The 26,555-nt window shown below is 37.5% G+C and carries 24 protein-coding genes; 5 read left to right on the forward strand and 19 right to left on the reverse strand.

Translation table 11 applies throughout. From position 1 onward, the window contains the following. Positions 1-28 precede the first annotated feature (28 nt). The 10 genes from RCG25_RS21355 to RCG25_RS21400 all read right to left on the reverse strand — a co-directional run bounded on the left by RCG25_RS21355 (position 29) and on the right by RCG25_RS21400 (position 8,909). Complete coding sequence (locus RCG25_RS21355; RefSeq protein WP_308084243.1) at positions 29-988, reverse strand: tRNA dihydrouridine synthase; 960 nt, start codon at positions 986-988, stop codon at positions 29-31. A 344-nt stretch (positions 989-1,332) separates the two neighbouring features. Next, positions 1,333-2,748, reverse strand: coding sequence for a DUF4179 domain-containing protein (locus tag RCG25_RS21360; RefSeq protein ID WP_308080826.1), 1,416 nt, complete (start codon positions 2,746-2,748; stop codon positions 1,333-1,335). Then, the gene (locus RCG25_RS21365) at positions 2,741-3,280 is read right to left on the reverse strand and encodes a sigma-70 family RNA polymerase sigma factor (protein ID WP_374121012.1); all 540 of its coding nucleotides are present in this window, start codon (positions 3,278-3,280) and stop codon (positions 2,741-2,743) included. The genes RCG25_RS21360 and RCG25_RS21365 overlap by 8 nt, the downstream gene beginning before the upstream one ends. A gap of 159 nt (positions 3,281-3,439) precedes the next feature. Then, complete coding sequence (locus tag RCG25_RS21370) at positions 3,440-4,183, reverse strand: amino acid ABC transporter ATP-binding protein (RefSeq protein ID WP_308080827.1); 744 nt, start codon at positions 4,181-4,183, stop codon at positions 3,440-3,442. Between the two features lie 12 nt (positions 4,184-4,195). Further along, positions 4,196-4,861, reverse strand: coding sequence for an amino acid ABC transporter permease (locus RCG25_RS21375; protein ID WP_308080828.1), 666 nt, complete (start codon positions 4,859-4,861; stop codon positions 4,196-4,198). 35 nt (positions 4,862-4,896) lie between these two features. After that, positions 4,897-5,679, reverse strand: a complete 783-nt coding sequence (locus RCG25_RS21380) for a transporter substrate-binding domain-containing protein (RefSeq protein WP_308080829.1) — start codon at positions 5,677-5,679, stop codon at positions 4,897-4,899. Between the two features lie 104 nt (positions 5,680-5,783). After that, positions 5,784-5,942, reverse strand: coding sequence for a DUF1540 domain-containing protein (locus RCG25_RS21385; RefSeq protein WP_308080830.1), 159 nt, complete (start codon positions 5,940-5,942; stop codon positions 5,784-5,786). A 430-nt stretch (positions 5,943-6,372) separates the two neighbouring features. Further along, a complete protein-coding gene (locus RCG25_RS21390; RefSeq protein WP_308080831.1) occupies positions 6,373-7,464 on the reverse strand; it encodes an ABC transporter permease in 1,092 nt (363 codons plus the stop codon). Then, a complete protein-coding gene (locus tag RCG25_RS21395; protein ID WP_308080832.1) occupies positions 7,461-8,387 on the reverse strand; it encodes an ABC transporter ATP-binding protein in 927 nt (308 codons plus the stop codon). Before RCG25_RS21395 ends, RCG25_RS21390 begins: the two co-directional genes overlap by 4 nt. Before the next feature lie 96 nt (positions 8,388-8,483). Beyond that, positions 8,484-8,909 (reverse strand): DUF6526 family protein, encoded by a 426-nt coding sequence (locus RCG25_RS21400; RefSeq protein WP_308080833.1) that lies wholly within the window; start codon positions 8,907-8,909, stop codon positions 8,484-8,486. A 414-nt stretch (positions 8,910-9,323) separates the two neighbouring features. On the opposite strand from RCG25_RS21400, the gene RCG25_RS21405 reads away from it, so the two are divergent. Continuing rightward, positions 9,324-10,877: an ABC-F family ATP-binding cassette domain-containing protein gene (locus RCG25_RS21405; protein ID WP_308080834.1), complete on the forward strand. Its 1,554-nt coding sequence runs from the start codon at positions 9,324-9,326 to the stop codon at positions 10,875-10,877. 99 nt (positions 10,878-10,976) lie between these two features. Here the strand turns inward: RCG25_RS21405 and RCG25_RS21410 are convergent, their stop codons facing one another. The 7 genes from RCG25_RS21410 to RCG25_RS21440 all read right to left on the reverse strand — a co-directional run bounded on the left by RCG25_RS21410 (position 10,977) and on the right by RCG25_RS21440 (position 20,037). Next, complete coding sequence (locus tag RCG25_RS21410) at positions 10,977-12,554, reverse strand: SagB family peptide dehydrogenase (RefSeq protein ID WP_308080835.1); 1,578 nt, start codon at positions 12,552-12,554, stop codon at positions 10,977-10,979. A 24-nt stretch (positions 12,555-12,578) separates the two neighbouring features. Continuing rightward, positions 12,579-14,519: a TOMM precursor leader peptide-binding protein gene (locus RCG25_RS21415; RefSeq protein WP_308080836.1), complete on the reverse strand. Its 1,941-nt coding sequence runs from the start codon at positions 14,517-14,519 to the stop codon at positions 12,579-12,581. Then, positions 14,519-16,486, reverse strand: coding sequence for a putative thiazole-containing bacteriocin maturation protein (locus tag RCG25_RS21420; RefSeq protein ID WP_308080837.1), 1,968 nt, complete (start codon positions 16,484-16,486; stop codon positions 14,519-14,521). The genes RCG25_RS21415 and RCG25_RS21420 overlap by 1 nt, the downstream gene beginning before the upstream one ends. Before the next feature lie 250 nt (positions 16,487-16,736). Next, positions 16,737-17,045, reverse strand: coding sequence for a heterocycloanthracin/sonorensin family bacteriocin (locus RCG25_RS26125; protein WP_374121013.1), 309 nt, complete (start codon positions 17,043-17,045; stop codon positions 16,737-16,739). A gap of 440 nt (positions 17,046-17,485) precedes the next feature. After that, positions 17,486-18,085: an NADPH-dependent FMN reductase gene (locus RCG25_RS21430; RefSeq protein ID WP_308080839.1), complete on the reverse strand. Its 600-nt coding sequence runs from the start codon at positions 18,083-18,085 to the stop codon at positions 17,486-17,488. Positions 18,086-18,108: 23 nt separating this feature from the next. Then, positions 18,109-19,170: an LLM class flavin-dependent oxidoreductase gene (locus RCG25_RS21435; RefSeq protein WP_308080840.1), complete on the reverse strand. Its 1,062-nt coding sequence runs from the start codon at positions 19,168-19,170 to the stop codon at positions 18,109-18,111. Between the two features lie 15 nt (positions 19,171-19,185). Then, positions 19,186-20,037 (reverse strand): VOC family protein, encoded by an 852-nt coding sequence (locus RCG25_RS21440; RefSeq protein WP_308080841.1) that lies wholly within the window; start codon positions 20,035-20,037, stop codon positions 19,186-19,188. 368 nt (positions 20,038-20,405) lie between these two features. Between RCG25_RS21440 and RCG25_RS21445 the strand changes: the two genes are divergently transcribed. Then, positions 20,406-20,741: a winged helix-turn-helix transcriptional regulator gene (locus tag RCG25_RS21445; RefSeq protein WP_308080842.1), complete on the forward strand. Its 336-nt coding sequence runs from the start codon at positions 20,406-20,408 to the stop codon at positions 20,739-20,741. Positions 20,742-21,353: 612 nt separating this feature from the next. Further along, entirely contained in the window at positions 21,354-22,028 is a 675-nt protein-coding gene (locus RCG25_RS21450; protein WP_308080843.1) for a hypothetical protein, read from the forward strand. A gap of 458 nt (positions 22,029-22,486) precedes the next feature. On the opposite strand, the gene RCG25_RS21455 is transcribed toward RCG25_RS21450, so the two are convergent. After that, positions 22,487-23,275: a hypothetical protein gene (locus tag RCG25_RS21455; RefSeq protein ID WP_308080844.1), complete on the reverse strand. Its 789-nt coding sequence runs from the start codon at positions 23,273-23,275 to the stop codon at positions 22,487-22,489. Positions 23,276-23,504: 229 nt separating this feature from the next. On the opposite strand from RCG25_RS21455, the gene RCG25_RS21460 reads away from it, so the two are divergent. Continuing rightward, positions 23,505-24,104 carry a restriction endonuclease gene (locus tag RCG25_RS21460; protein WP_308080845.1) on the forward strand — a complete coding sequence of 200 codons (600 nt, stop codon included), beginning with the start codon at positions 23,505-23,507 and terminating at the stop codon, positions 24,102-24,104. Positions 24,105-24,595: 491 nt separating this feature from the next. Here RCG25_RS21460 and RCG25_RS21465 read toward each other — a convergent pair whose 3' ends face one another. Further along, complete coding sequence (locus RCG25_RS21465; protein ID WP_308080846.1) at positions 24,596-25,483, reverse strand: FRG domain-containing protein; 888 nt, start codon at positions 25,481-25,483, stop codon at positions 24,596-24,598. A 268-nt stretch (positions 25,484-25,751) separates the two neighbouring features. Between RCG25_RS21465 and RCG25_RS21470 the strand changes: the two genes are divergently transcribed. Continuing rightward, positions 25,752-26,351, forward strand: coding sequence for a hypothetical protein (locus RCG25_RS21470; protein WP_308080847.1), 600 nt, complete (start codon positions 25,752-25,754; stop codon positions 26,349-26,351). The last annotated feature ends 204 nt before the right edge of the window (positions 26,352-26,555 follow it).

Consider the following 26,555-nt stretch of genomic DNA (forward strand, 5'->3'; position numbering starts at 1 on the left):
AATATTAACGAAATTGGGGTTAGTTCTACTAGAACGCACCAAAGTTATCAAGCAATGCACGCACTTCATCTGTTGATTTCGTGTTCATCAATTGATTTCTTAATTCACCAGCCCCAGGGAATCCTTTAACATAGATCTTAAAAAAGCGATGAAGAGCTGTGAACCGTCGTAGCTCTAAATGCGAATACTTATCATGAAGATCCATATGCAGTCTTAAGAGATCAAGCAATTCTTGGCTGCTATGAGCTTTCGGCTCCTTTTCAAAGGCAAATGGATTATGGAAAATACCACGGCCAATCATAACCCCATCGATACCATATTGATGGGCGAGCTTCAAGCCAGTTTGACGGTCAGGAATATCCCCATTGATCGTCAAAAGGGTATCTGGTGCTACCTCGTCACGAAGTTTCTTAATCTCCGGAATCAGCTCCCAATGAGCATCTACTTTGCTCATTTCATCCCGTGTACGCAGATGAATGGAAAGATTGACAATGTCTTGTTCCAGTATGTGTTTTAGCCAGACCTTCCATTCGTCTACATCTGAGAAACCAAGCCTTGTTTTTACACTTACGGGCAATCCTCCCGCTTTTGCTGCTTGTATTAATTCTGCTGCAACTTCCGGGCGGCAGATCAGGCCACTCCCCTTCCCGTTCTGTACCACATTGGGTACGGGACAACCCATATTGATATCCAAACCCTTAAAGCCCAGTTCCGCCATACCAATACTCATTTGCCGAAAGTTTTCAGGCTTGTCCCCCCATATATGAGCGACAATTGGCTGTTCATCCTCTGTAAAAGTCAAACGCCCGCGCACACTTTTGATCCCATCTGGGTGACAATAACTCTCACTGTTTGTAAACTCTGTAAAAAACACATCAGGTCTGGCTGCCTCACTCACTACATGACGAAAAACAACATCCGTCACTTCTTCCATGGGTGCCAGTATAAAAAAAGGTCGTGGTAAATCACGCCAAAAATTATCTTTCATATTCAAATTCAAATCCTCTCATTATGGGATATTTGGCCAAAACCTTGTCCCAAAATTAAAGAGCAGAATGTCCCTGCTTCCTTTACACTTATACCATGTTTAAGTACTTTTTATCAAACTAACGGAACTTTTGGTACCACGGGGACGGTTCTCTTGGCCAGGTACCATGGGGACGGTTCTCTTGGCTTTTTGCGAGAACTGTCTCTATCTTCAAAAAGCCAGCAGAACCGTCCCTGTGGCACTTCCAAAAAAATAAACAGAAACCTGGTTCGGTTTCTGTTTATTTAAAAATTATATTCGCAATGTATGGACTGTAATAGACAACACACGAGATGCTGGTGGGTTTATTTATTCTCCACTGGAAGTTCAACAGTAAAGGGTTTTAAATCCTTAGATGGGACAAAGCTTGAAAAATCAAATAGCAACATGGTTTTTTCCAGCTTAAAATTCTCAATCCTTTCTTCTCCGTTTAAGTCAAAAGTAGATTGGAAATGTGCTGTTGCCTTATCAATCATTTTTACTTTATTAAACGGAATACCGTGGTTTTTAGGTGGCCATGCATTATCCGGGTCAATCTTGGATAAATAGTCCTTATCAACCAACCAGAAAAGATACTCCAGATTATGGTTAATCGTTTCAAGTTTACCTTTACTCAAATTCTTCGGAAGCCCTGTCAGTTGATAATCTATGACCAATTCCCCACCTTTTTGAGTAACAGCATTTACCTGCAGACCTAAATTGAACCTTGTGCTTTTTAATGTAAATGTTTTTTTGTCCAAAAGCTGTTGCACTTTTGGATCTGCTACAGATAACCGAGGATAGAAGGTAAGTGAAGTAATATCTGAATTGAGCTTAGTCATTTCTCTTCTCATGGTGCTATGATATCCATCTTCTTGTTTCGATTCCTCGAGATAGGTTGGGTTTTCAAACCTATACACTTTCCCTCTATTATCAACAGCTTTTTCTATATAAAGTTCATCACCCTTGTATTTCTCCACGGTCTCATAAATAAGCGATGAGGATGCTTTTGCAGTGAGTATCTCTTTAATACGGATTTTTACCTCGTCCTCCGGATATCCTTGCTCCTGGTTAATAGCAAGTGTACTATTTTTTTCTTGTTTAATTGGAATATCAAAATTCCATTCACCTTTTATCCCGTTGATATTATGAATCGTTATAGGAAGAGTAGAATTCTCCTTGAATGATGTATAGGGATAATTCATTTTCCATTGAAAATTATATCCATTCTCTACTTTCTTAATATCATTTGACTTTCCATTTAGCCAAGGGTCATGATCCCCTTTATTGTGTTCGAAGTTTACATCAAAGCTTACTTCACCTTTTTCGTTATGCCCCTTTTCAACATCTTCATCTACAAATCCTGTAATGGATACCACACTGCCATCAAAGTAAGCGCTGGTCAGCTTTACCGTTACCCCACTTTTGGTAAGTGTTTGGTTTAATTCTGTAACTGCATCCTGGTTAGCTAATTCTAAACCTGTTGCATCATTAAATTCTTGAAATATCCCGCCTAGTAAAGGAGTTTTAGCTAATACTCTATTCATTGTAGGATTAACAAACCCTGAGGTAACAGTGATTCCAAGAAGAGCAGCAGCCGTCGCCACACCTACAAGAACCTTCTTATTCTTTGCCTTTCCCCTATTGCCTTCCATGTTGATCCCTTTGGAAATGGCACTAAATACTTTTTCTTTGGGCACAGGTATTTGCTCTATGGCTGTTTGGAATTCCTTTTTATCCATGGCATTGGTCCTCCTCATTTTTATAGGACTTTTTTAACTCTGCTTTCCCTCTACTTAAATATGTTTTTACAGTACTCTCTGGAATTTCCATGACACTGCTAATCATTTTTATCGAGTAATCGTAATAGTAAAATAAGATAATCACAGTACGGTAATTCTCTCTCAGCTGCTGAATTGCATTTAAGAGCTGTATAGATTCTTCAATGTTTGAATCTGCCTGGCCCGGCAGGTTCGACACTATCTCATCACTCAACGGAACAACATTGCTTTTTCTCTTTAGGACCTGTCCCGAACATCGTATGACAATCCTGGTGAGCCAGGTCATAAAATACTCTGGATTTTTTAACGAATGGATTGATGTAAAGGCCTGATAAGTTGCTTCTTGGACAACATCCAACGCATCTTCTTCGTTATGTACATAAAGATAGGCAGTACGGTAGATTCGTTCATAATGTTGTTGAATTAACTTTTCAAAGGCGCTTTTATTACCTTTGATTGCTTTCTTAACTAGCCGGTGGCTTTCTATTTCCATCTTATTTGCCCCCCCTTTACTAATTAGTGGAATCTATACTCAAGAAAAGTTTCAAAAAGTTAAAGTTTTTATTTTTCTAAGGAAAAGCATAACATGGAAATAAAATCCTAAGTTCAAAAAAATAAGCAGAAACCTGAGTAGGCTTCTGCTTATTACAAATCATTTTAACATGGTTGCCTGAAGGAATTCTTTTGTACGTTGCTCCTTTGGTTGATCAAAGAATTCATTTGGCCGATTTCTTTCAATAATTCTACCATCGTCCATGAGGACAATCCAATCAGCAACCTCACGAGCAAAGCCCATTTCATGGGTAACCACTACCATGGTCATTCCTTCATCGGCTAACTCCTTCATGGTTGCCAATACCTCACCAACAAGCAGTGGATCAAGGGCAGATGTCGGTTCATCAAAAAGCATAATATCCGGCTTCATGGCCAGCGACCTGGCAATTGCCACACGCTGCTTTTGACCGCCTGACAATTTGCTAGGGTAAACATTGGCCTTATCCTCAAGCCCCACCTTTTGTAGCAACTCGTTTGCTTCAGCAACGGCCTGGTCTTTTGGGATTTTCTTTACCATAATGGGTGCTTCAATGACATTTTCAAGGACGGTTTTATGTGGAAATAGATTAAAGTGCTGGAAAACCATCCCCACCGTTTGGCGGACATTGTTAATATTGTGGGTTTCCGGGCTAATCTCTTCCCCGCGGATTGAAATTTTCCCACCTCCCCTTTTTTCTAAAAAGTTAAGGCATCGTAGTAGAGTACTTTTACCAGAGCCAGATGCTCCGACCAAGCAGACAACTTCACTTTCATACACGGACATGTTTATATCTTTTAATACATGTAAACTGCCATAAGATTTATGTAAGTTTTCTATTTTTATCATTTCTCGATCATTCACTTTATCGTCCTCCTATCGATCACTAACTGCTAATCTCTTTTCGAACAGGCTCACCAGCATTGTTAATACTGCAACAAGTAATAGATAATAAACGGCTACTATTAATAAGTAGGTCATTTCATCAAAATTATTGGAACCCAGTGTCGTCGAAACATTGAACAGTTCATTCATGGAAATAAAGGCTGCCAGAGATGAATCCTTAAGCCCAATAATAAATTGGTTTCCAAGGGGAGGCAGTGCCCTCTTGAAAGCCTGTGGAAGAATGATACGGCGCATGGCTAGTGTTCTGGTCATGCCGAGAGAGCGGGCCGCTTCCATTTGCCCTTTATCAATGGACTGAATCGTCCCCCGAAAAATTTCTGCAATATAGGCACCGTTATGAAATGCAAGTGCAAGAGCCGCTGCCCAAAAATCAGGAATGAGGAAAATTCCGCTGAAGCCAAAATACAGAATGAAAATCTGGACAATGAGTGGAGTTCCCCTTACAAGGAATACATAGGCATTTGAAATATAGCCCAATACTTTAATCCTAGATATTTTTAAAAGAGCAAAAAATAATCCGAATAAAATCCCAATTAAAATGGAGACGACTGTAAGCTTTAACGTCAACAACGCCGCATCTATGAAAAGGTTTTTACTACTAATCAACGTATGTAAAAAGTGAGAAAAACTAGGCAAAATAATAACATCCTTTCTTTCTAATAATCAATCTATTATTCTGGTTTTTTCGTAATATCCTCACCAAAATACTTTTGACTGATTCGGGATAGTGTTCCATCGTTACGAAGTCTTTGAAGTGCGTCATTAATCCGCTTGAGCAGGATTGGATTATCCTTCGGAACAACAATGGCCTGCTCGCTTCGCTCAATTAACTGCTGCCCCTGAATTTTGAAGCCTTCCTTTTTTGCACTTTTACCAGTGACAAAATCAGTAATAACGGCGTCATGCCGGCCAATACTTAGTGCTTTTAATGCCGTAATATCACTGTCATACATTTTAATATTGTTGGTATACTTTTTGGCTGTATCCGCATAGGTGGAGCCCTTTGCTACGGCAACTTCTTTTCCTTTTAAGTCATCTACTGTTTTAATCTTGCTGTCAGGTCTTGTGAAGATCTGTGGACCTGAGTAATAGTAGGGGGTGGAAAAATCAACTTGTTTGGCGCGTTGGGGGTTAATGGTGTGGCTGGCAACAGCTGCGTCTGCCCGTCCCGTTTTAATCCCCTCAATGAGTCCTTTGAATTTCATCCTCTTCTGGACTGGTTCAAGGCCTAGCTCTTTTCCTACTGCGTTTCCTACCTCAATATCGAAACCAGTCATCGATAAATCTTCATTCCTAACATAGCTAAAGGGCTTAAATTCTCCTGAAGCTGCAAAAATAAATTTCTGCTTATCTATCAGCTTTGTTCCATCTGCCAGCTTGTCCTTTTGGATACAGCCAGTCAGCATCCCCATCAGAAATAAGCACGATAGAATAATTATGTATCGTTTTTCCATGCTTGATTTTCTCCTCTCTCGTTCAAGCTAAACCGCGGCTTTCCCAGCATTGATGAAAAAGACTGCTCTTCTGCTTTAGAAACAGAAGAGCAGTCCTCATGTTTTCATTCATGAAGCTCGAAAGTTTTGCAAGCTGTTTCTTCCACGGTATCGGCCTTTCTGCTGCCGTGTGAACCTATTACATAAATGGAGTCAGCTACACATTGGTCGCCATCAGCCCAATACTTGCAGTTTTTAACATTACATTTCACATCCAATTTCATATTCTGCCACCCCCTCTAAAGGTTTTCTTTTTTAATACCCCCTTCAAAATTGGTTGAAACAAGATTTTTTCACCAATACTGTTGCCACTGCCAAAGTAATTCGCCGTTAAAGTGGTTCAATTCGCTGATAAATTTGTGAATCCGCTGATAAACTTGTGAATTCGCTGATAAACTTGTGAATTCGCTGATAAACTTGAAAAAATCGCTGATAAAACAGATTCACAAACTAATAAGGTATCGTTTTGCACCTTATTAGTTTGTGAATCGGAGTTCAAATGTGTTTAATAACAACATTCTTTACGAAAACAGCCCAAAAAAAGACTATTTCTTTCCGAAATAGTCTCTCTGAATTATTTAAATACAAATTGTAAGGTGTGCATCTATACTTTACAAAATCGGCTGGAATTGGAATTTGTTATTAGCCTTTTTCCTATTCCCATTTAAACACTAAACTGGCTAACACAAACCCACCTAATAACCAACATCCTAATACAAGAGTGTCCGTTCCCAATTGAAGAAAAGGGGTTCCAAGATTCATCGTCTCCCTCAAGGCAGAACTTAAATGAGCAATAGGCAGTACCTTAACAATGGGTTGAATAATATCTGGCATATTACTAATCGGAAAGAACACACCTCCAAGAAACAGCATGGGAAACGTAACAAATCCTGCGATTGGCCCAGCACTTTCAGGATTTTTCGCAATCCCTGCAATAATAAAACCAAGTGACATAAATGCAAGGGTGCCAAGGACAATGAAGAAGATCAAAGAAAACCAAGAGCCTACGACACTAATACCGAATACTAAATTAGCAATTAGGACGACCAATAGAGCTTGAGTTCCATTAAGTAATAAACGAGCTGTGATTTGAGCAGCGATGAAGGTGGAGGCTTTGAGTCTCGTTCCTTGCATTCTCCGCAAGATCCCTCTTTCCCGCCAGGCAGCAATTTGTCCAGCAACACCATTCATGTTATTACTCATAATCATCATAGCAACGATTCCTGGGACGAGGAAATCGACATAACGAATATTTCGGGCTTCTATGCCTATTTTTTCAACCGTCACTAAAGGTTTGTAGCCAACAAGTGCTTTACTATATTGATCAATGATGCCATTTACAACGGTCAGGCCGAGTTCCGAGGTGGTGAGATTTTTCTCATTATAATAAACCGGAAGGGAAAAGGCGTGTTCCTTTTCCTTCAAGTTTGCTTCATACCCTTTTGGAATTTCAATAAGAAGCTGGATTTCTCCATTTCTCAAGGCTTGTTTTCCATTTTGAACTTTCCCATAACTTATGGTTTTTAGTCCCTCGTACTTGTCAAACAGTTTCTTTAGATCCTCCGAGGAACTTGTTTGTTCCAAGTCGATTACCCCTACGGTTAACGATAGATTATCCTCCTTACCTGCAAAGGAACCAAGAGCTAGCATTAAGATAATCGGAAAGAGTAAGGTAAAGAATAAAACCTGTTTATTGCGAGCAAAGATTCTTAATTGTGCAAGAGTTAACTGCCAGTAAGCTCTCATGACTCTCTGATACTCCTTCCTGTCATATGAATAAAAACATCCTCTAATGTTGCTAAACGTGTTTGTAAATCCTCAATTTTAAATAGATGTTCCGTAGAGGCCTGAATTAAGGATGTTAAAGCTGTTTGTAAATCATCTGTATATAACTGGATAAAGGTATCTTTTATAGACACTTCTTTAACACCATTTAAATTCAAAAGTAACTCTTTTTCAGGCGGATTGCTTAAATGAAACTCTATGGTGCTCGTTGATTGAAGTTTCTTCACTAAATTGTCTGGCGTATCAAGAGCAATCAATTCTCCTTGATCCATAATTCCGATGCGGTCACAGAGCACATGAGCTTCATCCATATAATGTGTGGAGAGGATAACTGTTTTTCCGCGATCTTTTAAACGTAGTACAATGTCCCACAAGGTTCTTCTTGCCTGTGGATCGAGCCCAGTCGTTGGTTCATCGAGAAACACAATTTGCGGGTCATGTATAAGAGCTAAGGCAATAGCAAGCCGCTGCTTTTGTCCGCCGGAAAGTCCTTTAATACGGGCGTTTTTCTTCTCTGTTAAAAGCATTTCATCAATTAATTCATCGATGTTTACGTGGCTCGGATAGAAACTTCCGTACATTTGTAGAATTTCTTTTACTTTCAATAATTCAAATAAAGAAGTGGATTGAAGTTGAACTCCGATGACCTCTTTGACTTTGTTCACTTCCTTTTTCACATCAAAGCCTGCGAGTGCAGCGGTTCCTTCATCTGGCTTTCTAAGTCCTACTAACATTTCAATCGTGGTTGTTTTTCCAGCACCATTAGGTCCAAGGAGACCAAAAACCTCTCCTTTTTCCACCTGAAAGGATACCCCGTTAACCGCTGTGTGAGAGCCGTATCGTTTTAATAGACTTTTTACGTCTACCATTATGTTTTTAAGCATAGCAAGCCTCCTTAGGACATTTATGTAATCCTTATATATATTGGAATTTAAGAATTCAAAAAAAGAAACAGCCATTTGAAGCTGTTTCTTTCTCAATTATACGCGATGATGGTCTGCACGCCAATTCCGAACAGCCTTTTTAATGTCATCTGGTGAAAGGTTCTCTTGAACAGTTCTCTCAACTAAATCTACGAATTCTTCGTCAGCCGTAAATCTTAGTGCAATCACTTGCTTCAACGATAGCTTCGAGTCTAATAGCTTCCCAGTTAAACGATAGTAGCGAAAATTTTCCTCCGTACGAATGATTCGATCCTGTAACTGCAGGGCATATCCTCTTAATTTAACTGTCACAAAGAAAAACAACAACGCGAAGCCTAACACAATTCCACTTAGCAACAGCTGACTTCTTACATGTTGAAAGAAAAACACAATCGATAAAATGAGCATAATAAGTCCAAGCAAAGCTGTCCCAAAATGATAAAGCGGGTCAACTTTTCTGTGATTTTTATAGTTTTGGTTCATTGTGGGGAAAACCTCCTTTTTATTAAGTTTACCATCACTCATTCTATTCCTAAATGATTTTCCTTATGCCTTTAATGATTAATTTAACAATAGCCACTACTGCTAGGAAATCGCAAGCAGGGCTTCCTTTGTTACCGAACAAGACACAACCAATTTTTTCATTTTTTATTGAACTATTCCCACATAGGAAAACCTCATATCATACATCCTAGTTCGGTTGTATAATATACTTTTATCCTATTTTGATTTGCCCAAGTAAATATAATTCAATAATTGCATTTAATTAAAAAGGGGCAGACTTCAATTTAGCCCAAAAATCGAATTACATTTTTCACAAAAATAACTTTCAGATAGAAAAAGTAGCTAAATTCTAGTAAGATATTCACATGTGACATTAGATAAGGGGTTAAAAAAATGAGCGTATTAAACGTAAAAAATTTAAGCCACGGTTTCGGTGATCGTGCGATTTTTAATGATGTGTCTTTCCGACTTTTAAAAGGAGAGCACGTTGGACTAGTTGGGGCAAATGGTGAGGGTAAGTCTACTTTCATGAATATTGTTACTGGGAAGTTGCACCCCGACGAGGGGAAAGTGGAGTGGTCACGAAAAGTTCGTGTAGGTTATTTAGATCAGCATGCTGTACTTCAAAAAGGTACTACGATGCGTGAAGCTTTGAGTACTGCTTTTCAATATCTATTTGATGCTGAAGCAGAAATCAATGACCTTTATGCAAAAATGGGTGATGAAGGTGCTGATATCGATGCATTACTAGCAGAAGTTGGAGAACTACAAGAAACTTTAGATAGCAATGATTTCTATCAAATTAATTCAAAAGTTGAGGAAGTTGCTCGTGGTCTAGGATTAGACGATGTTGGACTTGATCGAGATGTAGATGATCTTAGCGGTGGGCAACGTACCAAAGTTTTGCTTGCTAAGCTTTTGCTAGAAAAACCTGAAATCCTATTACTAGACGAGCCTACGAACTATTTAGATGAACAGCATATCGAATGGTTGAAGCGCTATTTACAGGAATATGAGAATGCATTTATCTTGATTTCACATGATATTCCATTCTTGAACAATGTTGTTAACTTAATCTATCACATGGAAAACCAAGAGTTAAATCGCTATGTTGGTGACTATGATAACTTCTTAAATATTTATGAAATGAAGAAGCAACAGCTAGAGTCTGCTTACAAGCGTCAACAACAAGAAATTGCTAATTTGAAGGATTTCGTTGCTCGTAACAAGGCAAGTGTGGCGACTCGTAATATGGCGATGTCTCGTCAAAAGAAGCTCGACAAAATGGATGTTATTGAATTGGGGAAAGAGAAGCCGAAACCAGAGTTTAACTTCAAAGAAGCTCGTGCAACTAGTCGTTATATTTTCACGGCTGAAGATCTTGTTATTGGTTACAACGAACCACTTTCTCGCCCGCTGAATTTGAAAATGGAACGCGGACAAAAAATTGCATTCGTGGGTGCAAACGGTATTGGGAAGTCTACTCTTTTAAAAAGTATTCTTGGGCTGATTAATCCGATTTCGGGTAAAGTGGAACGTGGTGAGTATCAACATATTGGTTACTTCGAGCAGGAAGTTAAACAGTCTAACTACAACACTTGTATTGAAGAAATTTGGAGCGAGTTCCCAAGTATGAATCAGGCTGAAGTCCGTGCTGCTCTTGCAAAATGTGGATTAACGACGAAACATATTGAAAGTAAAATCGAAGTCCTTTCTGGTGGCGAAAAAGCCAAAGTTCGATTATGTAAAATTTTAAACACAGAAACGAATGTATTAATTCTAGATGAACCTACCAATCACTTGGATGTTGACGCAAAAGAAGAATTGAAGCGTGCTTTAAAGGCCTATCGCGGAAGTATCTTGATGGTATCCCACGAACCTGATTTCTATCGTGAAATTGCGACTGATATTTGGAACTGTGAGGATTGGACTACGAAAGTGTTTTAAATAATGATTAAGGGGTACCCAATGAATCACTTGGGTACCCCTTTTATTAATATTTTTAAAAATCACTTCTATAAAAAATTGTTAATTCTCCTGTCTATCCTAGCTATTCAAGCTTCCTTTTAACCAGACGCGGGGACGGTATGGACCTACAGGGATTTGTATAAGGCACGTTTTTTCTTTCGAATTGACTCCGTAAAGCTCATCACTTTGGTTAGAGTCGAATCCTAATAGTGGGTGTCCTCCCATCTCTAGGGCACAGGCTGTCAAGAGCAGCCTTTGCACGAGTATACCAGCTTCCATCTGTTGAATTCTGTATCCTCTATAGCCCAGTTCCTTTTTGAGGTGGTCCTTGTCTCCAACAACATGCAGGACTAGCGGAACCTGAAACAGATTTACATTAGGCACTGTTAAAGAATTTTGCATATACTCCCGTAAATCCCCCTTAGATATTCTCCGAAGTGCATGAGTACTTTTGTCATAGACGTAAGCACCATCTTGAACACCTTCCACGTTATAAAAAGTGCCATACATATTTAAACCAGTCCCAAGCTTCCCTTGTGTATTGTAAAGGTCTTTTTGATATGAAAATGAAAAAGTCTCATGTAACAAAGTGGATACTTTTGTTTGACTGATTTTCCCTAGCATAAAATCAATATCTGGAGAGTGCCGCTCTCTGCAAACGGATGCTAGATCGTATGAAATGACCTCCGGAAATGGCAGTATGGTTAACTCTGTACCTAATGCATTGTTAAGAGGAATATCTTGTTTTATGTTCACAAATGAATGTGTTGTTTCAAACATCGAGGCTTTATTGATCTCTTTCAGCTCTGGGTAATCAATGACTCTCTTTGAACGGTTATATGTTACATGCTTCAGCATTGGAACTTCCCGGGACAATTCCGTTGCAGAAATAGAAATATTTTTTTCTATATTAAATTGGTCAACATTATAAATAGATAATGGGATCACAGCATATACACTTTCATCTTGTTCAGATAGCCCAAGCAAATGATTGATAGAACGATCTAGAAATTGGTAACATACCCGTGTTGAGAACCCCATCCTATCCGCCACTTCTAACGATTGCCCAATTACTACGCCTGTATCTAACCCTTGTAACCTGTAAGAGAAATTATTGTATTTATAAAAATTTTTTCCAAAAACCGTCGATACAAAAACAGTACAAAAACAATCTGAGAGATTATAACGATTTCCAAGACTTCTTGATAGATAGGAATCATAGTTGCCTTCACGCAGGAATATAAGGCGATGGTGTGCAACATCGTAGTGGTATACTCCCTCAGGTACATCCTCCAACTTTAAGTACACATATAATTCATTGGGATACAATGCTCCGCCAGAGGGAACAAATCTGCGAAACAACTGGGCGTAGCTTACAGTAGCTTTTTCCTCGGTGCCTTCAATGAAAGCAGCTTGAGAGTATCGAGTAAGACCATATACATACCATAAGTAATGACCAAACTCCTCCAAGCTGGGTATTGAATTAGCTTCTCTTCCTTTGAGAGTTAACGGTACATCTGCGGTAAGTGGAATCTCTGGTAAGCCACGGTACAGTTTATAGGGAAGTGGTGCGTCTTCCCAATCCGGTTGCCAATCCGGCGGAAGAAGTTTATCAGTGTCAAAATGCAGATTGTATAGGAATGTATCTAGTTCCAACCTGTAACCCTCCTACTCTTGCAGTTATGGAAAAGGATGGGGATATGGATTCAACTGTTCATATGTTAACGGATGCTTTTTAAATCCGAGTTTCACAGGTACGTTGAGTACCCGTTCAAGACCTTGTATACGTGTAAGGTGATGTCCAAATGTCATTGGCAGCATGCCAGGAATCAATACTTTCACACAAAATAAACCGTTCCGTTTGGTTATTGGTGTTGTTTGGTCAACCACAATGACTTCCAAGTCTAGCATTCGAAACCTATCTAGAATATCCTCAACATCATCCTTCAAATTAGCATTCACAGGTGGGCATTTAAATTCCTCAGCAAATGTACGTAAAGGGCGATTTTCATCTAATAGAAAACTTAAGTTCTCCTCTGCTTCTCTTAGTCCGTAAAGCATGCCATGGTCCTCCATAGTACGTACTGCAAACGGATCCTGTAACATCGCTTCATATTTCGGTCGATTTTTCTCCAAGATTTCGTCATGCCTAAACATCATTCCTGCAAGCTCGTAAATCGCACTTTTTACTGCCTTTACAGGATCAGGATTCGCTGCGGCTGCACAAATGAGGTTTGCTCCCTTGGATGTTCTGTTTTTGGCCACTGCCCAAACGCTTGGAATCTCATGTTCCATCGTCGAATTGTAAAAATGCAGGTCATAACCAGCCACCTCACGAATCCGGCTCACCATCAGCTGCAAATCTTTGTCATTCGCAGAACTAAGGTCAAGACGGGGAAGGGGAAGTTGTGCATACCAGGTTAATAAGAATGAGTCTCGCTCGACTACTTCCATAATGCCATGGAAAATGGCCTCCTCTAAACTTCCTCCTAATGCACAACCGTTGGAGGTCTCATAAACAAAGCCTTCTCCATATCCCAAACTGTAATAGGCCAGTAACTCCGGAACCAGAATAGGGCGTTCTTGTAAAAATGAATAACCCCAAACCCAATTCATTGGTTTATCAGGATGGAAGGGTTTAAATGGAAAATGGGGTCTTGCATACTGTTCCTTCTCATGCAAACCTACTTTTGCAGGATCTAGTGCTTTTTCCGCTAAATTGTAATAACTATCACGAACTACCTTCTTTTTGCCGCGAGGTTCGATTCCGCAATATCTCTCCAAACCCTCTAAAATGGCAGTTAGCTCACTCATTTCATAAGAATTGGTCCTGCCTGCTACTCCCTCGTCCCCATCAAACAACGGCATGTTCACTAAAACATCGGCGAACGGCAGCTTGATATCCTGCATTTTCCCATTCATGATTCCCGTTCGATAATCCAGATAATCTTTGACTAGCACGTTTTTTAATTCATCCATCGAACGACATCTGTAACCAGTGGGGTTCAATTTAGGACTAGGTTCTAACTTTATGTGCGCCAATTCAGATGTGTCTTTAGGTATTTGACTGCACATAGGGCATAACGAATTTGGCAAGAAAAAGTGGCTCGAGATCGTTAACGATTTCAGATTTGTAATGAACACCCGTTCTTCTAAGCTGCTTTCTTCTCCTTGAAGAATCTTTTTCACTTCGTTGCTAATCAAGATCGCCATTTGCGATAATCCGGTTCGTGATGCCCATGCATCACGCAGTAAACCTTCTCCTGTTGCCACTTTCACCCGAAGCCCCCACATTTCTTGACGGTCAAGCCCAGCTAACATAAGTCGTATGTCAGCACATTGAGAACATCCCGGTACACCAGGGCGTACAAATGGACCAATGATCCCCTCACCCAACAAAACGAAACCTCGAAACCAAGGAATAGCTAAAGCCCTTAACCTCTCTTCCGCTTTTTGATGAACGGATGGTTTCCAGGTATCATGCAGCACAAGAACTAATTCTGTATTTTCGGGAACCTCTTCAAGAATGCTTTGGCGCCTAACTAGATAGTTTGGGGACAATTGATCATAGATATAATCCGCTAATACCCCCTCACCATCTATAAGTATATGAGCAGCCATTAGGATCCCCCCTCTTTTACCTGAACACCAAACACCCCTGCCAGCTCTTGTTTTAAAAAAGGCTCAAAGGTAAGGTCATAGATTACTAGCCGCTGGCGGTTCCGGTTCAATATCTGAATAGACGATTGTAATAGCTCCCGAGACGTAATTTCATCACAAGATGGGATATCCAGTTTGCTTTCATTTTTTTCCAGAAAAACAAAAGACTCCGTCTCTTGCATGTCTGTGGAATATACTTGGTTTTGAGCATCCAAAAGCGCTTGTTCCAATGCATTACGTAATGACAGTGTGGTATTTAGACTTACACTTGTGTACCAACGGCCCTTCGACCTTACCCCTATCACAGGGAATCCTAGTACATCCCCTTTTAGACCAACTGTTGGAGCACCATTTAAGGTAGTCAAGGCATTAAAATAAAATCTGCATCTCTTATCTTCTAGGGCCCCCACCTTAATACGATAAACCCTACTCTGCTGATCGACCTTTCTCTTTTTCAATTCTTCACCTAAATAGACTTGAAGGCCTCTACAAACAGCCTCTGCCATTGTTTCTCCAGAACCGATGCCAATAAATCCCTCAGGTATTTTCGCACCTACCTTATTTTTCTGATGTTTGTCTCCCAATACGGGCAAATTTATCATTTGTGAAACATACATTTCAATGCCTGTTAGCCCTGCCTCTTTTTTTGCTTCCTCATGTGTAAGTCCTGCACAGACAACTTCAGGAAGCAGCTCTGCCGGTCCCTCTGAAAAAGAGTTAACTGCTTGAACATAGCACTGTGCAAGTGGAAGTTGGGGTAAATTTCGTTCCTCCCAAGTATGGAAAATTCCTATTTCTTCTGACGTTAATCGACTGAAATACTCTAAGAGGTTACTCGTTGGTTCATTTCTGTCCGTTTCCTCTTTGAGGCGTAAATCAAAATCTTCCACCAGTCTTGGAGTATGACATTTAGACGTACCCAATGGATGTGGGATGAAGTAAAGCCAGTCTCCTTCAAGGGTTTCAAGATCAAGCATGTAAATTTGATGACTCTCATTGGAATCTGTAATCCCTGTAGCCCTTTTGAAAAATTCGAATACTGAAACATTTGCCAGAATCGATCCCGCTGTTGAAGAGAAGGATTGAGACGGCCGATCTTTTTTTAGTGCTGATTGATGGATTCTGCGCCATGCGGACTCCCAGCATTCATCTGTATCCGGTTGATTGAATGGACCAGAAAGCCCCACCTGGTCTAAATAGATCGCTGGCATAAATGCCTTCTTTTCTTCTTTGCAAACCAGATTAAGATCCCTTAGCTCATTTATATTGCCATCCTGAGAGACATATAGAATCCAATCATAGGGCTGAACTGCTTCTCTCCAGAAACTGCTTCCTGCGTCTTTATGAAAGGGCACATTCTTTATCTCGACTTCAGAATCGGTCTTACGGGCATTTTGCACCAGTTCATTTTGCCTCTGCCAATTGGTAGGAACGGAATCTGTGACCAAGACATTTAATTTGGGAAGACCCGATTCGATTAACGAGGAAACCAATGAACCCATAAAGGGGCCAGAGCCGACAACCAGAACTTTCGCCTGACGATATTCTTGAAAATGGTAAGCACCAGACCCCTTAATATTCTCAATAAATTCGATTTGTGATGCATACTTTTCAAGAAGGTTTTGATTCAATTGGTGGGGTTTATCCTTGCTTAGATCGCGTACAAAACCGTTGTTGTGCAACGTTTCTCCTATTTCGTATACCCTGTCCCGATAAGGGGCAGTTAATCCCATTGTTAACTCTCCCATTGTATGCTCCCCATTAAACATTGGAAGCAATTTTTCAATCCACTGATAGATTGTATTACCTTCTATTCTGAATGAGCTTAAGTTGTTTCTTAAATACACACCGCCATGTGGATGTGGATCTGGAAGAAAGAAAGTATCCCTTTTGACCTTAAGACGTGAGGACGAGTCAAGTTTTGTCATTCAGCCCCTCCTTATTCATATTCGTACTAATTATGCACTATCAGTTTATGTACGATTTTTTGTCCAATATGATAAGAAATGCAAAAGCTCCAATCAACTACGCTAAAAAATCAACAATGAGCTTTAAAACAGCCTTAAATTTAAAAAGTGCCCCTGCGGGAAAATTACGCAAGGACACTTTTGATTTACATTATTAATTTTTTCTTTAGGAAATGTTATCGGTATATAACGGCTCAAACTGCCAAAGCAATTAAATGAAACCGAAACAGCTAAAACCGATGCCAAAGCCGAAACAGCTGAAACCGAAGCAGCCAAAACAGCCAAAACCACCACAACGGAAGCCGCCACAGCCGCCACAGCCTCCACATCGAAATCCTCCACAACCGCCGCAACGAAAGCCTCCACAGCCACCGCAATGTCCACAGCCACCGCAACGTCTAGCCATCATTTGCAGGTCCTGGCTCTGAGTATCCATAGGAACTAACTGACCAACTTGGTAAGGGTCGATTCCCAACCCCTGTAGCTCATTTTGAAACATATTGTATTCTTTCCTCCCCATTATATTTAATGATCTAAGTTAATCTTGACTAAAGAGTAAAAAAGTCAATACCAGGTCTGTGTAAACGAAATCATTAGTTACGATGTATACTCTCTTCAACAAATTATGTTTTCATTTAGGTGTCTGTTACTAAACTAAGAGCCTATTTCGCGTTGAAGTATATTAAACTGTTGCTAAAATAATACTTATGGTTGATGCCCATATTCAGTCCGCATATTTTTTTCCATATATTTAGTTGGTCCATCACTCCCCCTCTTAGCCTTTAATTTCCATACAAAAAAGTCTCTCCACTTTACAAGCAGAGAGACTTTTTTACACACACAACCTCATCTTTATTCGCTTAAAACTAAAAGTGAACAGGACTCAACGTGGCTTGAATGGTCATCACGGATATACTGATGTAGTATTGATTTTACCTCTCCCCGAAAAGACGAAAAAATTTATCGCAGTGTTTTTAATGCTCCGCTCCAAGCAACAACTTCATCTAGCATCGCATTTACATTATTTAGATGTAACTCTTGTGGTTTAAACTCTGACCCATTAACAAAATCGGTAAATAGACTTAAAGTTGGGTGTGTACGAACATCTGCTACTTTCTGTTCGGCAAGAATTCCACGTAAATGTTCAGCTGCACGAGCTCCGCCAGTTGAACCATAACTTACGATACCAGCTGCCTTGTTGTACCACGCTTCACGTGCAAAATCGATAGCGTTCTTTAATGCACCTGTAATACTGTGATTGTACTCTTGAACGATGAATACAAATCCATCCAGGCTTGCAAGTTTTTCATTCCATGCTGCAATTCCAGGCTCCGTTCCATCTGTTGTTCCTAAAAACGGAAGATTAAAGTCAGCAATATCTACAATTTCATAATTGGCATCTCCACGCTCGTCAGCAATTCCTTTCACCCATTCTCCCACTTGAGGGCTCACACGTCCTTGACGAGTGCTTCCTAAGATAATTCCAATGTATAATTTTTCTGTTGTCATTGTAACGTCCTCCTTAGTTTGTTTCCCAAATATTTTTTCTAATAAACCCATTTTTTAACACCGCCTATAAACAGTTATTTACTTGTTTCTCTTCGAACGATTGGGGCAATTTCAGTTGCTAACATTTCAATACCTTTTGCTACATTTTTAAAAGGTTGACCACCTATATCTAACTGTGCAAGAAATCGATGGTGCCCAAAGAGTTCGTATTGTTGAAGGATTTTCTCGATGATTTGCTGTGGACTCCCCACGAACAATGCAGTTTCCGGACTAGCCATATGTTCGAAATCGTTCCTTGACATCCTTGTCCCCATACCACGTTGACGGTTTACATATTCCCAGTAATTGGAGTAATAAGGATAAAACTCGTCCTTGGCTTGCTGTGTTGTCTTAGCTATATAAGCATGACCTGTTACACCAATTTTCAACATTTCTGGTGAATGTCCAGCATCTATTCCAGCTTGACGATAAAGATCGACAAGGGGTTTAAAACGGCTTGGATGACCACCCAAAATAGCTAAAGCCATCCCCACCCCAAATCTCCCAGCACGAACAGCACTTTTTGGGGTCCCACCAACGCCAATCCAAATTGGTAAATTTTCTTGTACCGGTCTTGGTGCAATTTCAGCATTCCTTAAGGAAGAACGGAACTTCCCCGACCATGTGACGGTCTCATTCTGGGTCAGTCGTAATAGGAGGTCCATATGTTCTTCAAACAATTCATCGTAATCGTTTGTACTATAACCAAAAAGAGGAAATGATTCTATAAATGCTCCCCTTCCTGCCAGTATTTCTGCCCGACCATCCGAAAGTAAATCCAATGTAGCAAAATCTTCAAAGAGACGAACAGGGTCAAGTGTACTAAGAACACTTGTTGTACTTGTTAATCTAATTTGTTTTGTTACTTGCGCAATAGCAGCCAATAGAACCGCTGGAGAAGAAGAAGCATAATCCAGTCGATGATGTTCTCCTACTCCAAATACATCTAGTCCTGCCTCATCAGCAAGTTTTGCGGCTTGAACAATTTCATTTACTCTTTCCTTAACCCCTATGGTCTTTCCAGTCAGGGGGTCCGGACCAATATCAGCAAGTGTATAAATACCAATTTCAATACCGGCACTTTCTTTTGCAGCCAATCGTATTCCTCCCTTCTATACGGCTAACTCTATTGTGTTTCCAGAAGGATCAATGGTGATAACATGATTATTTTCTTCTACTACCTCCGCACCGATCTGCTTCAAATTCGTCACTGCTTGTTTACGAGCCTCTTCATTATCAAAAATAAGCGTAAACGATTGGAGACCCACACTATTTTTAGCGGGAGCTTTTGCCCCTACGCCATTCCAAGTATTAACCCCTACATGATGGTGATATTTTCCGTAAGAGAGGAATAAGGCCTGCGATCCAAACCGATTAACAACATCCATACCGAGTCCCTTCACATAAAATTCTTCTGTCTTAGGTAGTTCTGACACGTGTAAATGAATGTGTCCCATTACCGTTTCAGCAGGCATTCCCTGCCAGGGTCTATCCGGTGTGGAAGACTTGAGCAAGTTCTCAAAATTTAATGGATCAACAGCCATTGCCACTTCAGCGTTATTCCATTTCCATTCAAAAGGAGCTCGATCACGGTAAATTTCAATCTCATTTCCATCTGGATCATGCAGGTACAATGCTTCACTGACAAGGTGATCAGAAGACCCAAAGCGAATTCCTTTGTTCACCAAATGAATAACAATATTAGCTAAATCTATCTCAGTTGGTAATAGAATGGCAAAATGGTATAAACCAGTTGTTCTTCCCTGTTTTGGGATAACATTTTCAGGTTGCTCCAGTGATAAAATACTTGTTTTCCCATCAGTAGTTAGTTTTGCTGTTGAAGTTGTTTGCTCCAAAATATTGAAACCAAGTATATCCTTATAAAATTGAATTGAACGGTCTAGTTTTTCTACTTTAATTTTGACATTTCCCACGAATGTAGTGGGCTTTGAATGAAATCCCATAATTACCCTCCTAGTATTCTTTTTATGACTTGAAAAACTTTTGATCCAATGATAGTTGAGCTTTAACTGCAAATACGAAATATATTGATATGGCTAATTAAACGAGTTCAAGTTCATATCCAAAAACCAACTGTATTTGACATGCCACCCTGGAACTTTGAAATCCCATGAATAAAAGATATAAGACCTACTACTACTCTTAATATAACTTTTCCAATATCGTTCTTAATCAATCTGCATTCCCTTTTTTAAGGCAAGTTACTTTATGTAAGTTATTATATTTATGTTATTAAGTAATGTCAAGTAATTAAGTTCATATTTATAATTAAGTATGGTACAATAGTTATTAAGAGAGGTGGATTTAAGATATGAAACAACCTACAATTTGCCCAAAATTTGAAAAGGCAATTTCATTATTAAGTCAGAGATGGACAGCATTAGTTATCTATCAATTATTATCGGGACCACAAAGATTTAACGAAATTCAATCTTCTATTGGTATAAGTGGAAAGGTATTATCAGATCGTTTAAAGGATTTAGAGTACCAAGGGGTGGTAAAACGGGAGGTTATACCAGAAACACCAGTCATCATTGAATATTCTTTAACGGATAAAGGGCATTCCATGGAACCCATTTTAAGAACAATTGAAAACTGGTCTCAGGCTTGGGTTAAAGTGGAATTAGATTCAACTGAAAGTAATTAAAGGAATTACAGATTTGATGGAGTTTATTTTGGAAATTAAAAAAGACATTAACATAGTTTTACTTTTCGTAGTTACTATGGCTAATGTCTTATCTTTTTTCTGGGGGCAGACAAGGAAACATTTACAGTGTATCTTCTTCAGGTCCAATCGCGACGATTTCCGTATCTTTCTACGAATTTATTATATTTTTGATGCAACTGGATCATATGCTTACTGCAAAACGTTCAAACAATCCCTCTACCACAATCTTCTTCATCAGTACTAAAGTCTCCACAAGTTATGATAACCGGTAGGGGAATTATTTTAAAACTAGCTGACACACACATTCAACATGGCTTGAGTGATGGTCGCAGACTTATTTCAAGATTAACTGCGATACACACTCAACATGTGTGGACTGTAATTGAAAACACAATGGGATGTTGGTGGGTTTATCAACATTCTTGAGGCTTTCCTGCTTAGAATATTACAATTGTCAAACTAACTCACACATTTATAGAGCAGGAAAAAATACTATTAGTCTTTTAAAGAATTCGTTAGATAAGTGCTAAAACTTGTAATTTTAAAAAATACCCCCTTATAATTAAAAAGAATGAGTTGGGAGGTATTCAAATGTGGATTTCAGACTACAAAGCTTTTTGGGATTCTTTTTGGGCAGGGCTTTTTTCAGGTACTATATACAGTATTATTGTAGGTTTAATTGTTGGTTACATTCTTTGGAGGTTTCAAAAAAATTTTGAAGAAACTGAGTTAAAAATCCAAAGCGAACGGGAAATAAGTGTTTTTTCCAGGAACCTTGCCACCTCATTAAGATTACCCAAGGTCATAAAGATACAAGATAAAGCTGAACTTTTTTTACCTATGAATGTCTTAGATACCCTTGAGGTTATTTCAAAACAACCGATTGATTACTGGAGTAACCATTTACCAATTGAATCAGATCAGAAGAGCAGGATAGAACAACTACAAAAAGTCCAAACAGAGCATTCTGAATTTATAATAGCTTCAAATAAGCTAGATATAGCCCTAACTGCTCAATTAAGAACTATATATGCAAATCCAAATACATATAAGAACGAAATTTCAATATGCCTCGCACTAATTAATTCTATTAGCAATGAGGAAATATCAAAGTGGTTTCCCAGTTTTAATCAACATTCAATTGAAAACTTTAGTAAAATCGCTAATGATAATTATGAACTATCAGAAGCAATATCCTACTATACATTAATCAAAGATGATTATTTACTTCCTTCAATAGAAACCTTAAAGCCCTTATTCATTTAACATCAAATTATAAGATTTAATAAGATGCAAATAATTTTTTGCATCTTATTTCTTATTAAGAAAATGATGCCTTATGTTTGATCGAGTGAAACCTTTATTCTAGCTGAACTTAAACTAAGCTCTCTTATTAGGAAAAATCGTCTTGTTCATCATAGTAATGAAATCCATCTTCAATTTTCTTATCACATTTTGACCAATGTAGGCAGTATCCCCATTCTCATTGCACGGGATATACACTCTCAATATTTACACACACAAAAAATTCATTTTCCTTAATCATCCCTAAATTAATCCCTTCTATTGTTTAAATCTTTTCCTCTAGAGCACCATTTTAACTCCCTATTAACCTGAGCTATCCTGATAATTCTATCTCTAGAAATGGCCTGTACACTATAATCCATTATTTTCTTTTATAATAATAACTTTTCAAGCAATTAAGATACGGAAATCTGAAGAAATTAAATTACATTAACTCGTGTAAATTTAAAATACTTTCCTGAAGATCGATCAAACATAAATATTTCACTAGATTCTAGCTCGGTAGCTTTTGTAAAAATTATTCTTTCTTTATCCAATGAGTAGTTAACAATTAGAATAGAGTCATTAAATTCTTTTTCACTTATTATCTTGCAAATGTATTTGTAATCAATTCTTTTGTGAAAGGTACGGTAAAGATACAACAATAACATCGGAAAAAATAGCAAGAAGATAATGCCACTTTGAGCTTTACCAATAGATTTGAAAAGAAAGGTTTCCAAAAGGGAAGCATATACAATAAAACTCATATACACATTTAAATTAAAAAAGTATCTAATAAATCTAATATGAAATATTTTTTTAAATAAATTTATTTTTTTTGTAGTTTTCTCCCCTAGTATCTGGAGAAAGATAACCTTTAAAATGATAGGAATAAAAGTAAGAAGAAAAATCCACTGAAACAAGTTTATAAATAAGAGACCTATAATTGAATTATTAATATGAGAAATAATTATAGAAAGAAAGAATCCGGGTAGAAAATATAAAAAACAAAATAAAAAGTAATCAATAATTGTTACTATTTTTTGCTGTATACTTTTTTCGTTTTTAGATATAAGCAATCGGTCAAATTCATTATATGATTTTATCGTATAGAGTTTATTTAGTAATGGATAAATAGTAAGAAGTAAAGAAATGATAAAAAATACTATCTGGGTAGGTCCATTTATACCATCTTTCCACAGTTCTAAAATCTTTTCCAGTTGGTCCATATTGCTTCCTCTTATCTCAAAATTCAAAACTCTTCCATATTATAACAAAATAATATAACTACGGATATAGCTTTTTAAAACTATGCTCCCTGTTCAACTACTTACTGGTTCATTAATGTAACAAGAAAATAGATTTTAACAGTAACTCAAATAGAGCCGCTTTATTATTCGTTTTTTGAATATGTTTTCAACTTTTTGCCAATACCTTTAGTATTAAGGAGGCGGAAAAATGCTTATATCAGAAATTTTAATTGCTATTTTATTAGCATTAGCTTTTGTCCATTTTCAATTAACAAAAAGGAAAAATACTTATCAAACATCTATGTTAATTCAACATATAGATTCAAGCGAAGAAATGAAAAAAACCTTAGCGATGGGATTATATCTACGATTCAAAAAAGAAAATCAAGATAATCCTCCTAACTATTCCTCAATTTATATTAAGGAAGATCCACTAGTGTTTGAATTGTTTGTAGCTGATGTAATTCAGAAAATAAGAGGTGGATCCATATGGGTATCACCACCATCAGGAGATTTTGGTGTAGATTTTGAACATACAACTGACAAAGGGATGTTCTTAGGTCAAGTAAAATGTTACCAGGGTGATTTACCCTTTGACCCAATAGCATTAATACATTCAAATATGATTAAAAAAGGTGCTGTTGGCGGGTATGTAATTACTACCGGATCTTTTACTCCAGCTGCGAGGGAATATACTGATGGATTGAATATTGAATTAATTGATGGAGTTAAACTCGTTGAACTATGGATTAATGGGTTGGTGAATGTTGAAGAAGAAATAAAAAAATTGATACCGGAATTTATTTAGATAGCAACCCTTTCTCCGAAAGGGGCTTTTTTTGAAATACATTTACTTAAGATACATTGATATTCTATTGCCAAGATGATAATAGCTGACAATTAAACCACCTACTATAATTAAAACCTAATTGAACCTGATAAAAGGAATGATAAGTTTAGACACATAAAAACCCACCCTTAAGTGTTTAAATTAGGGTGGGAGCATTGGTGAACACCAATGGATTTTCTACTATTATTATATCTCTATTCGTATAATTTAATTCACTAACACTTTATTTTAAAATTATCAGCGTATTGTGTGGAGGTAATTGACAACACACGGGATGATGGAGGCTTTATCAACATTCCTTTAGAACAATTCAAGTAAAATGTTGATTGAGTTTTTATCACTAGGAACTGTAGTAAACTGAAAAACATATCCTAAATTTAAGATCATAATAATACATTCCACCTCATTGTTTAATCACTTTATTACATTTATTTTTAACTAAACTTCTATTAAGATCGCGTCTGAAAATGATTAATAAATTCTGTAAAAGTATATCCTTGGTTATTTATTAAAGGTGTTTCGTTTAGCTTATATTTACTACTGTTACAGCCAATACTTTCTAAATATTGATTAATTAATCTAGCTTCATTATTAGGTATAATTAATTTTTTTAGAATTCTCTCTTGAAGTTTATTATCACCTGAAACAATTTCTTGGATATATTGCCGCATATCTCTGAATTCTTTTGGAATAAAAACAAAATGACCATATTGGCTATACATCCGTTCGATATCATTTGAAGCATAGACACCAACACTATCACTAATAGAGCTTATTGCCGCTCCCAAATCTTGATTTATCCCCAATATATATGCATTAACAAAATTCCCATACGTGTTATCTGGCTCAGGATGTTGCAGTTGATAGCTTCCACGTAGTATTTCGTTCATTTTTTTAGGTTCAAATAACCATAGTACAGCATCTTCTTCGCTCAAATGAGCTTTTTCTGTTGCAAAAAACAAAGATGTATTCAAATCTTCTGACCAATCTATAAATCGAGTTGGAATACCATAATGTTGCATAAAAAATACTATATCCCACCCATTTTTTGTTATACTTTGGTATAAATCCATATTTTTCTCTTTTAGTTCATCCGTAAATTTATCATAAATCCACTTTTCATATCGATGAATATTATCAAAAGTGGTTAAATAACTTAATTTTCGTTCATCTAGCTCACCATTAAAATTCATCTGTCGATACAATGTTGATGGCATACTATCATATATCTTTGATTCACCTCTATACCATAAATCAAATAGTTTTATATTGTTCTCTTCGATATGAGACAATATATTACGTTTCACTAACTCATAAGCCCTTTTTTGATTTTCCAAATAAAACAGCCCCTTGTCATAATAATTAACTATTAATTCCTTCAAAGTTTAAAAATCAATTTTCCTTCGATTTTATTAATGAATAATGTATTATTAAATTTTACATTTACATTAATATCTAAAAAACTTTGCATTTTCTATTATGTTTTTTTGTTTACATTAAAATTTCGATATATTTTTTTAATATTTGTATTTTTATATTATATATTAATAACGTTTAAATGTGGTAATATCTTCTAGTAATCAAAGAGGAAGGAGTAAAGATTAGATGAGACATTCTTTTAATTTTCCGGAACATATTCGGACTTCAGTGAAAGATTATATAAATTCCAAAATTAAAGCGACAAATCCTGAACGTTTTAATCAAGAGCCAACTTATACAACCGCCTTATTGTCCAAATTAGAAGGCGTGGTCTATAGTGATACTGATTGTCATATCGAAATAACAACAACCGTTTTCGATGATAGAGGAAGGAACTCAGCAGAAAGTAAGTGGGGTGCAGATTTTGCAATTACAGCTAAAATTTCAGATAGAACAAAAACAATTAATAAAGCCATTTTAGTACAAGCGAAAAAAGAAGAGAACGATTTAAATAGTACAGATTTGGCTGATCAAATAAAAAAGATGAAGAAATTAACTAAATCACCTAAAGTAATGATATTAAACTCCAAAGGTAATACGAGAGATCCCTATATTTGTAGTGGGAATAAAATCATTGAGGGCAAAAAGTTCAGTAAAGATAAACTTGCTGACTATTTTACAAAGAGGGTATTAACAACATTTGATGGGGATACACGGAGTGATTTTGTTGAAAGAGTACAACATAGTAATTTAAATATTTTGCACATTTCTGTAAATAAGAAATAAGTTATTACTCTTCGTATTTCTTCCAAATCGCTAATATAAGAGTTAGTCCAAAACAATAAATGCAAAAATGGTAATTTCGGTATGTCTTATTACATACTTTATATTCTTGAGTTCCGTTTGTATCAAAGTCAGCTACGACCGGTAGTTACCCTTTGCTTTTATATTGAATTCGTGAAAACAAACACAACGGTCACCTATACGACT

The sequence above is a fragment of the Neobacillus sp. PS2-9 genome (assembly GCF_030915525.1).
In the GTDB taxonomy this organism is placed as follows: Bacteria; Bacillota; Bacilli; order Bacillales; family Cytobacillaceae; genus Neobacillus.

What these genes read in the sequence shown, in the direction of transcription:
- RCG25_RS21360 (WP_308080826.1), bottom strand. Translation starts at nt 2,748, where the DNA reads ATGGATAAAAAGGAATTCCAAACAGCCATAGAGCAAATACCTGTGCCC.
- RCG25_RS21470 (WP_308080847.1), top strand. Translation starts at nt 25,752, where the DNA reads ATGAGACATTCTTTTAATTTTCCGGAACATATTCGGACTTCAGTGAAA.
- RCG25_RS21400 (WP_308080833.1), bottom strand. Translation starts at nt 8,909, where the DNA reads ATGAACCAAAACTATAAAAATCACAGAAAAGTTGACCCGCTTTATCAT.
- RCG25_RS21390 (WP_308080831.1), bottom strand. Translation starts at nt 7,464, where the DNA reads ATGAGAGCTTACTGGCAGTTAACTCTTGCACAATTAAGAATCTTTGCT.
- RCG25_RS21460 (WP_308080845.1), top strand. Translation starts at nt 23,505, where the DNA reads ATGCTTATATCAGAAATTTTAATTGCTATTTTATTAGCATTAGCTTTT.
- RCG25_RS21385 (WP_308080830.1), bottom strand. Translation starts at nt 5,942, where the DNA reads ATGAAATTGGATGTGAAATGTAATGTTAAAAACTGCAAGTATTGGGCT.
- RCG25_RS21430 (WP_308080839.1), bottom strand. Translation starts at nt 18,085, where the DNA reads ATGGGTTTATTAGAAAAAATATTTGGGAAACAAACTAAGGAGGACGTT.
- RCG25_RS21455 (WP_308080844.1), bottom strand. Translation starts at nt 23,275, where the DNA reads ATGGACCAACTGGAAAAGATTTTAGAACTGTGGAAAGATGGTATAAAT.
- RCG25_RS21420 (WP_308080837.1), bottom strand. Translation starts at nt 16,486, where the DNA reads ATGACAAAACTTGACTCGTCCTCACGTCTTAAGGTCAAAAGGGATACT.
- RCG25_RS21365 (WP_374121012.1), bottom strand. Translation starts at nt 3,280, where the DNA reads ATGGAAATAGAAAGCCACCGGCTAGTTAAGAAAGCAATCAAAGGTAAT.
- RCG25_RS21445 (WP_308080842.1), top strand. Translation starts at nt 20,406, where the DNA reads ATGAAACAACCTACAATTTGCCCAAAATTTGAAAAGGCAATTTCATTA.
- RCG25_RS21405 (WP_308080834.1), top strand. Translation starts at nt 9,324, where the DNA reads ATGAGCGTATTAAACGTAAAAAATTTAAGCCACGGTTTCGGTGATCGT.
- RCG25_RS21380 (WP_308080829.1), bottom strand. Translation starts at nt 5,679, where the DNA reads ATGGAAAAACGATACATAATTATTCTATCGTGCTTATTTCTGATGGGG.
- RCG25_RS21395 (WP_308080832.1), bottom strand. Translation starts at nt 8,387, where the DNA reads ATGCTTAAAAACATAATGGTAGACGTAAAAAGTCTATTAAAACGATAC.
- RCG25_RS26125 (WP_374121013.1), bottom strand. Translation starts at nt 17,045, where the DNA reads ATGGGGAGGAAAGAATACAATATGTTTCAAAATGAGCTACAGGGGTTG.
- RCG25_RS21415 (WP_308080836.1), bottom strand. Translation starts at nt 14,519, where the DNA reads ATGGCTGCTCATATACTTATAGATGGTGAGGGGGTATTAGCGGATTAT.
- RCG25_RS21450 (WP_308080843.1), top strand. Translation starts at nt 21,354, where the DNA reads ATGTGGATTTCAGACTACAAAGCTTTTTGGGATTCTTTTTGGGCAGGG.
- RCG25_RS21355 (WP_308084243.1), bottom strand. Translation starts at nt 988, where the DNA reads ATGAAAGATAATTTTTGGCGTGATTTACCACGACCTTTTTTTATACTG.
- RCG25_RS21440 (WP_308080841.1), bottom strand. Translation starts at nt 20,037, where the DNA reads ATGGGATTTCATTCAAAGCCCACTACATTCGTGGGAAATGTCAAAATT.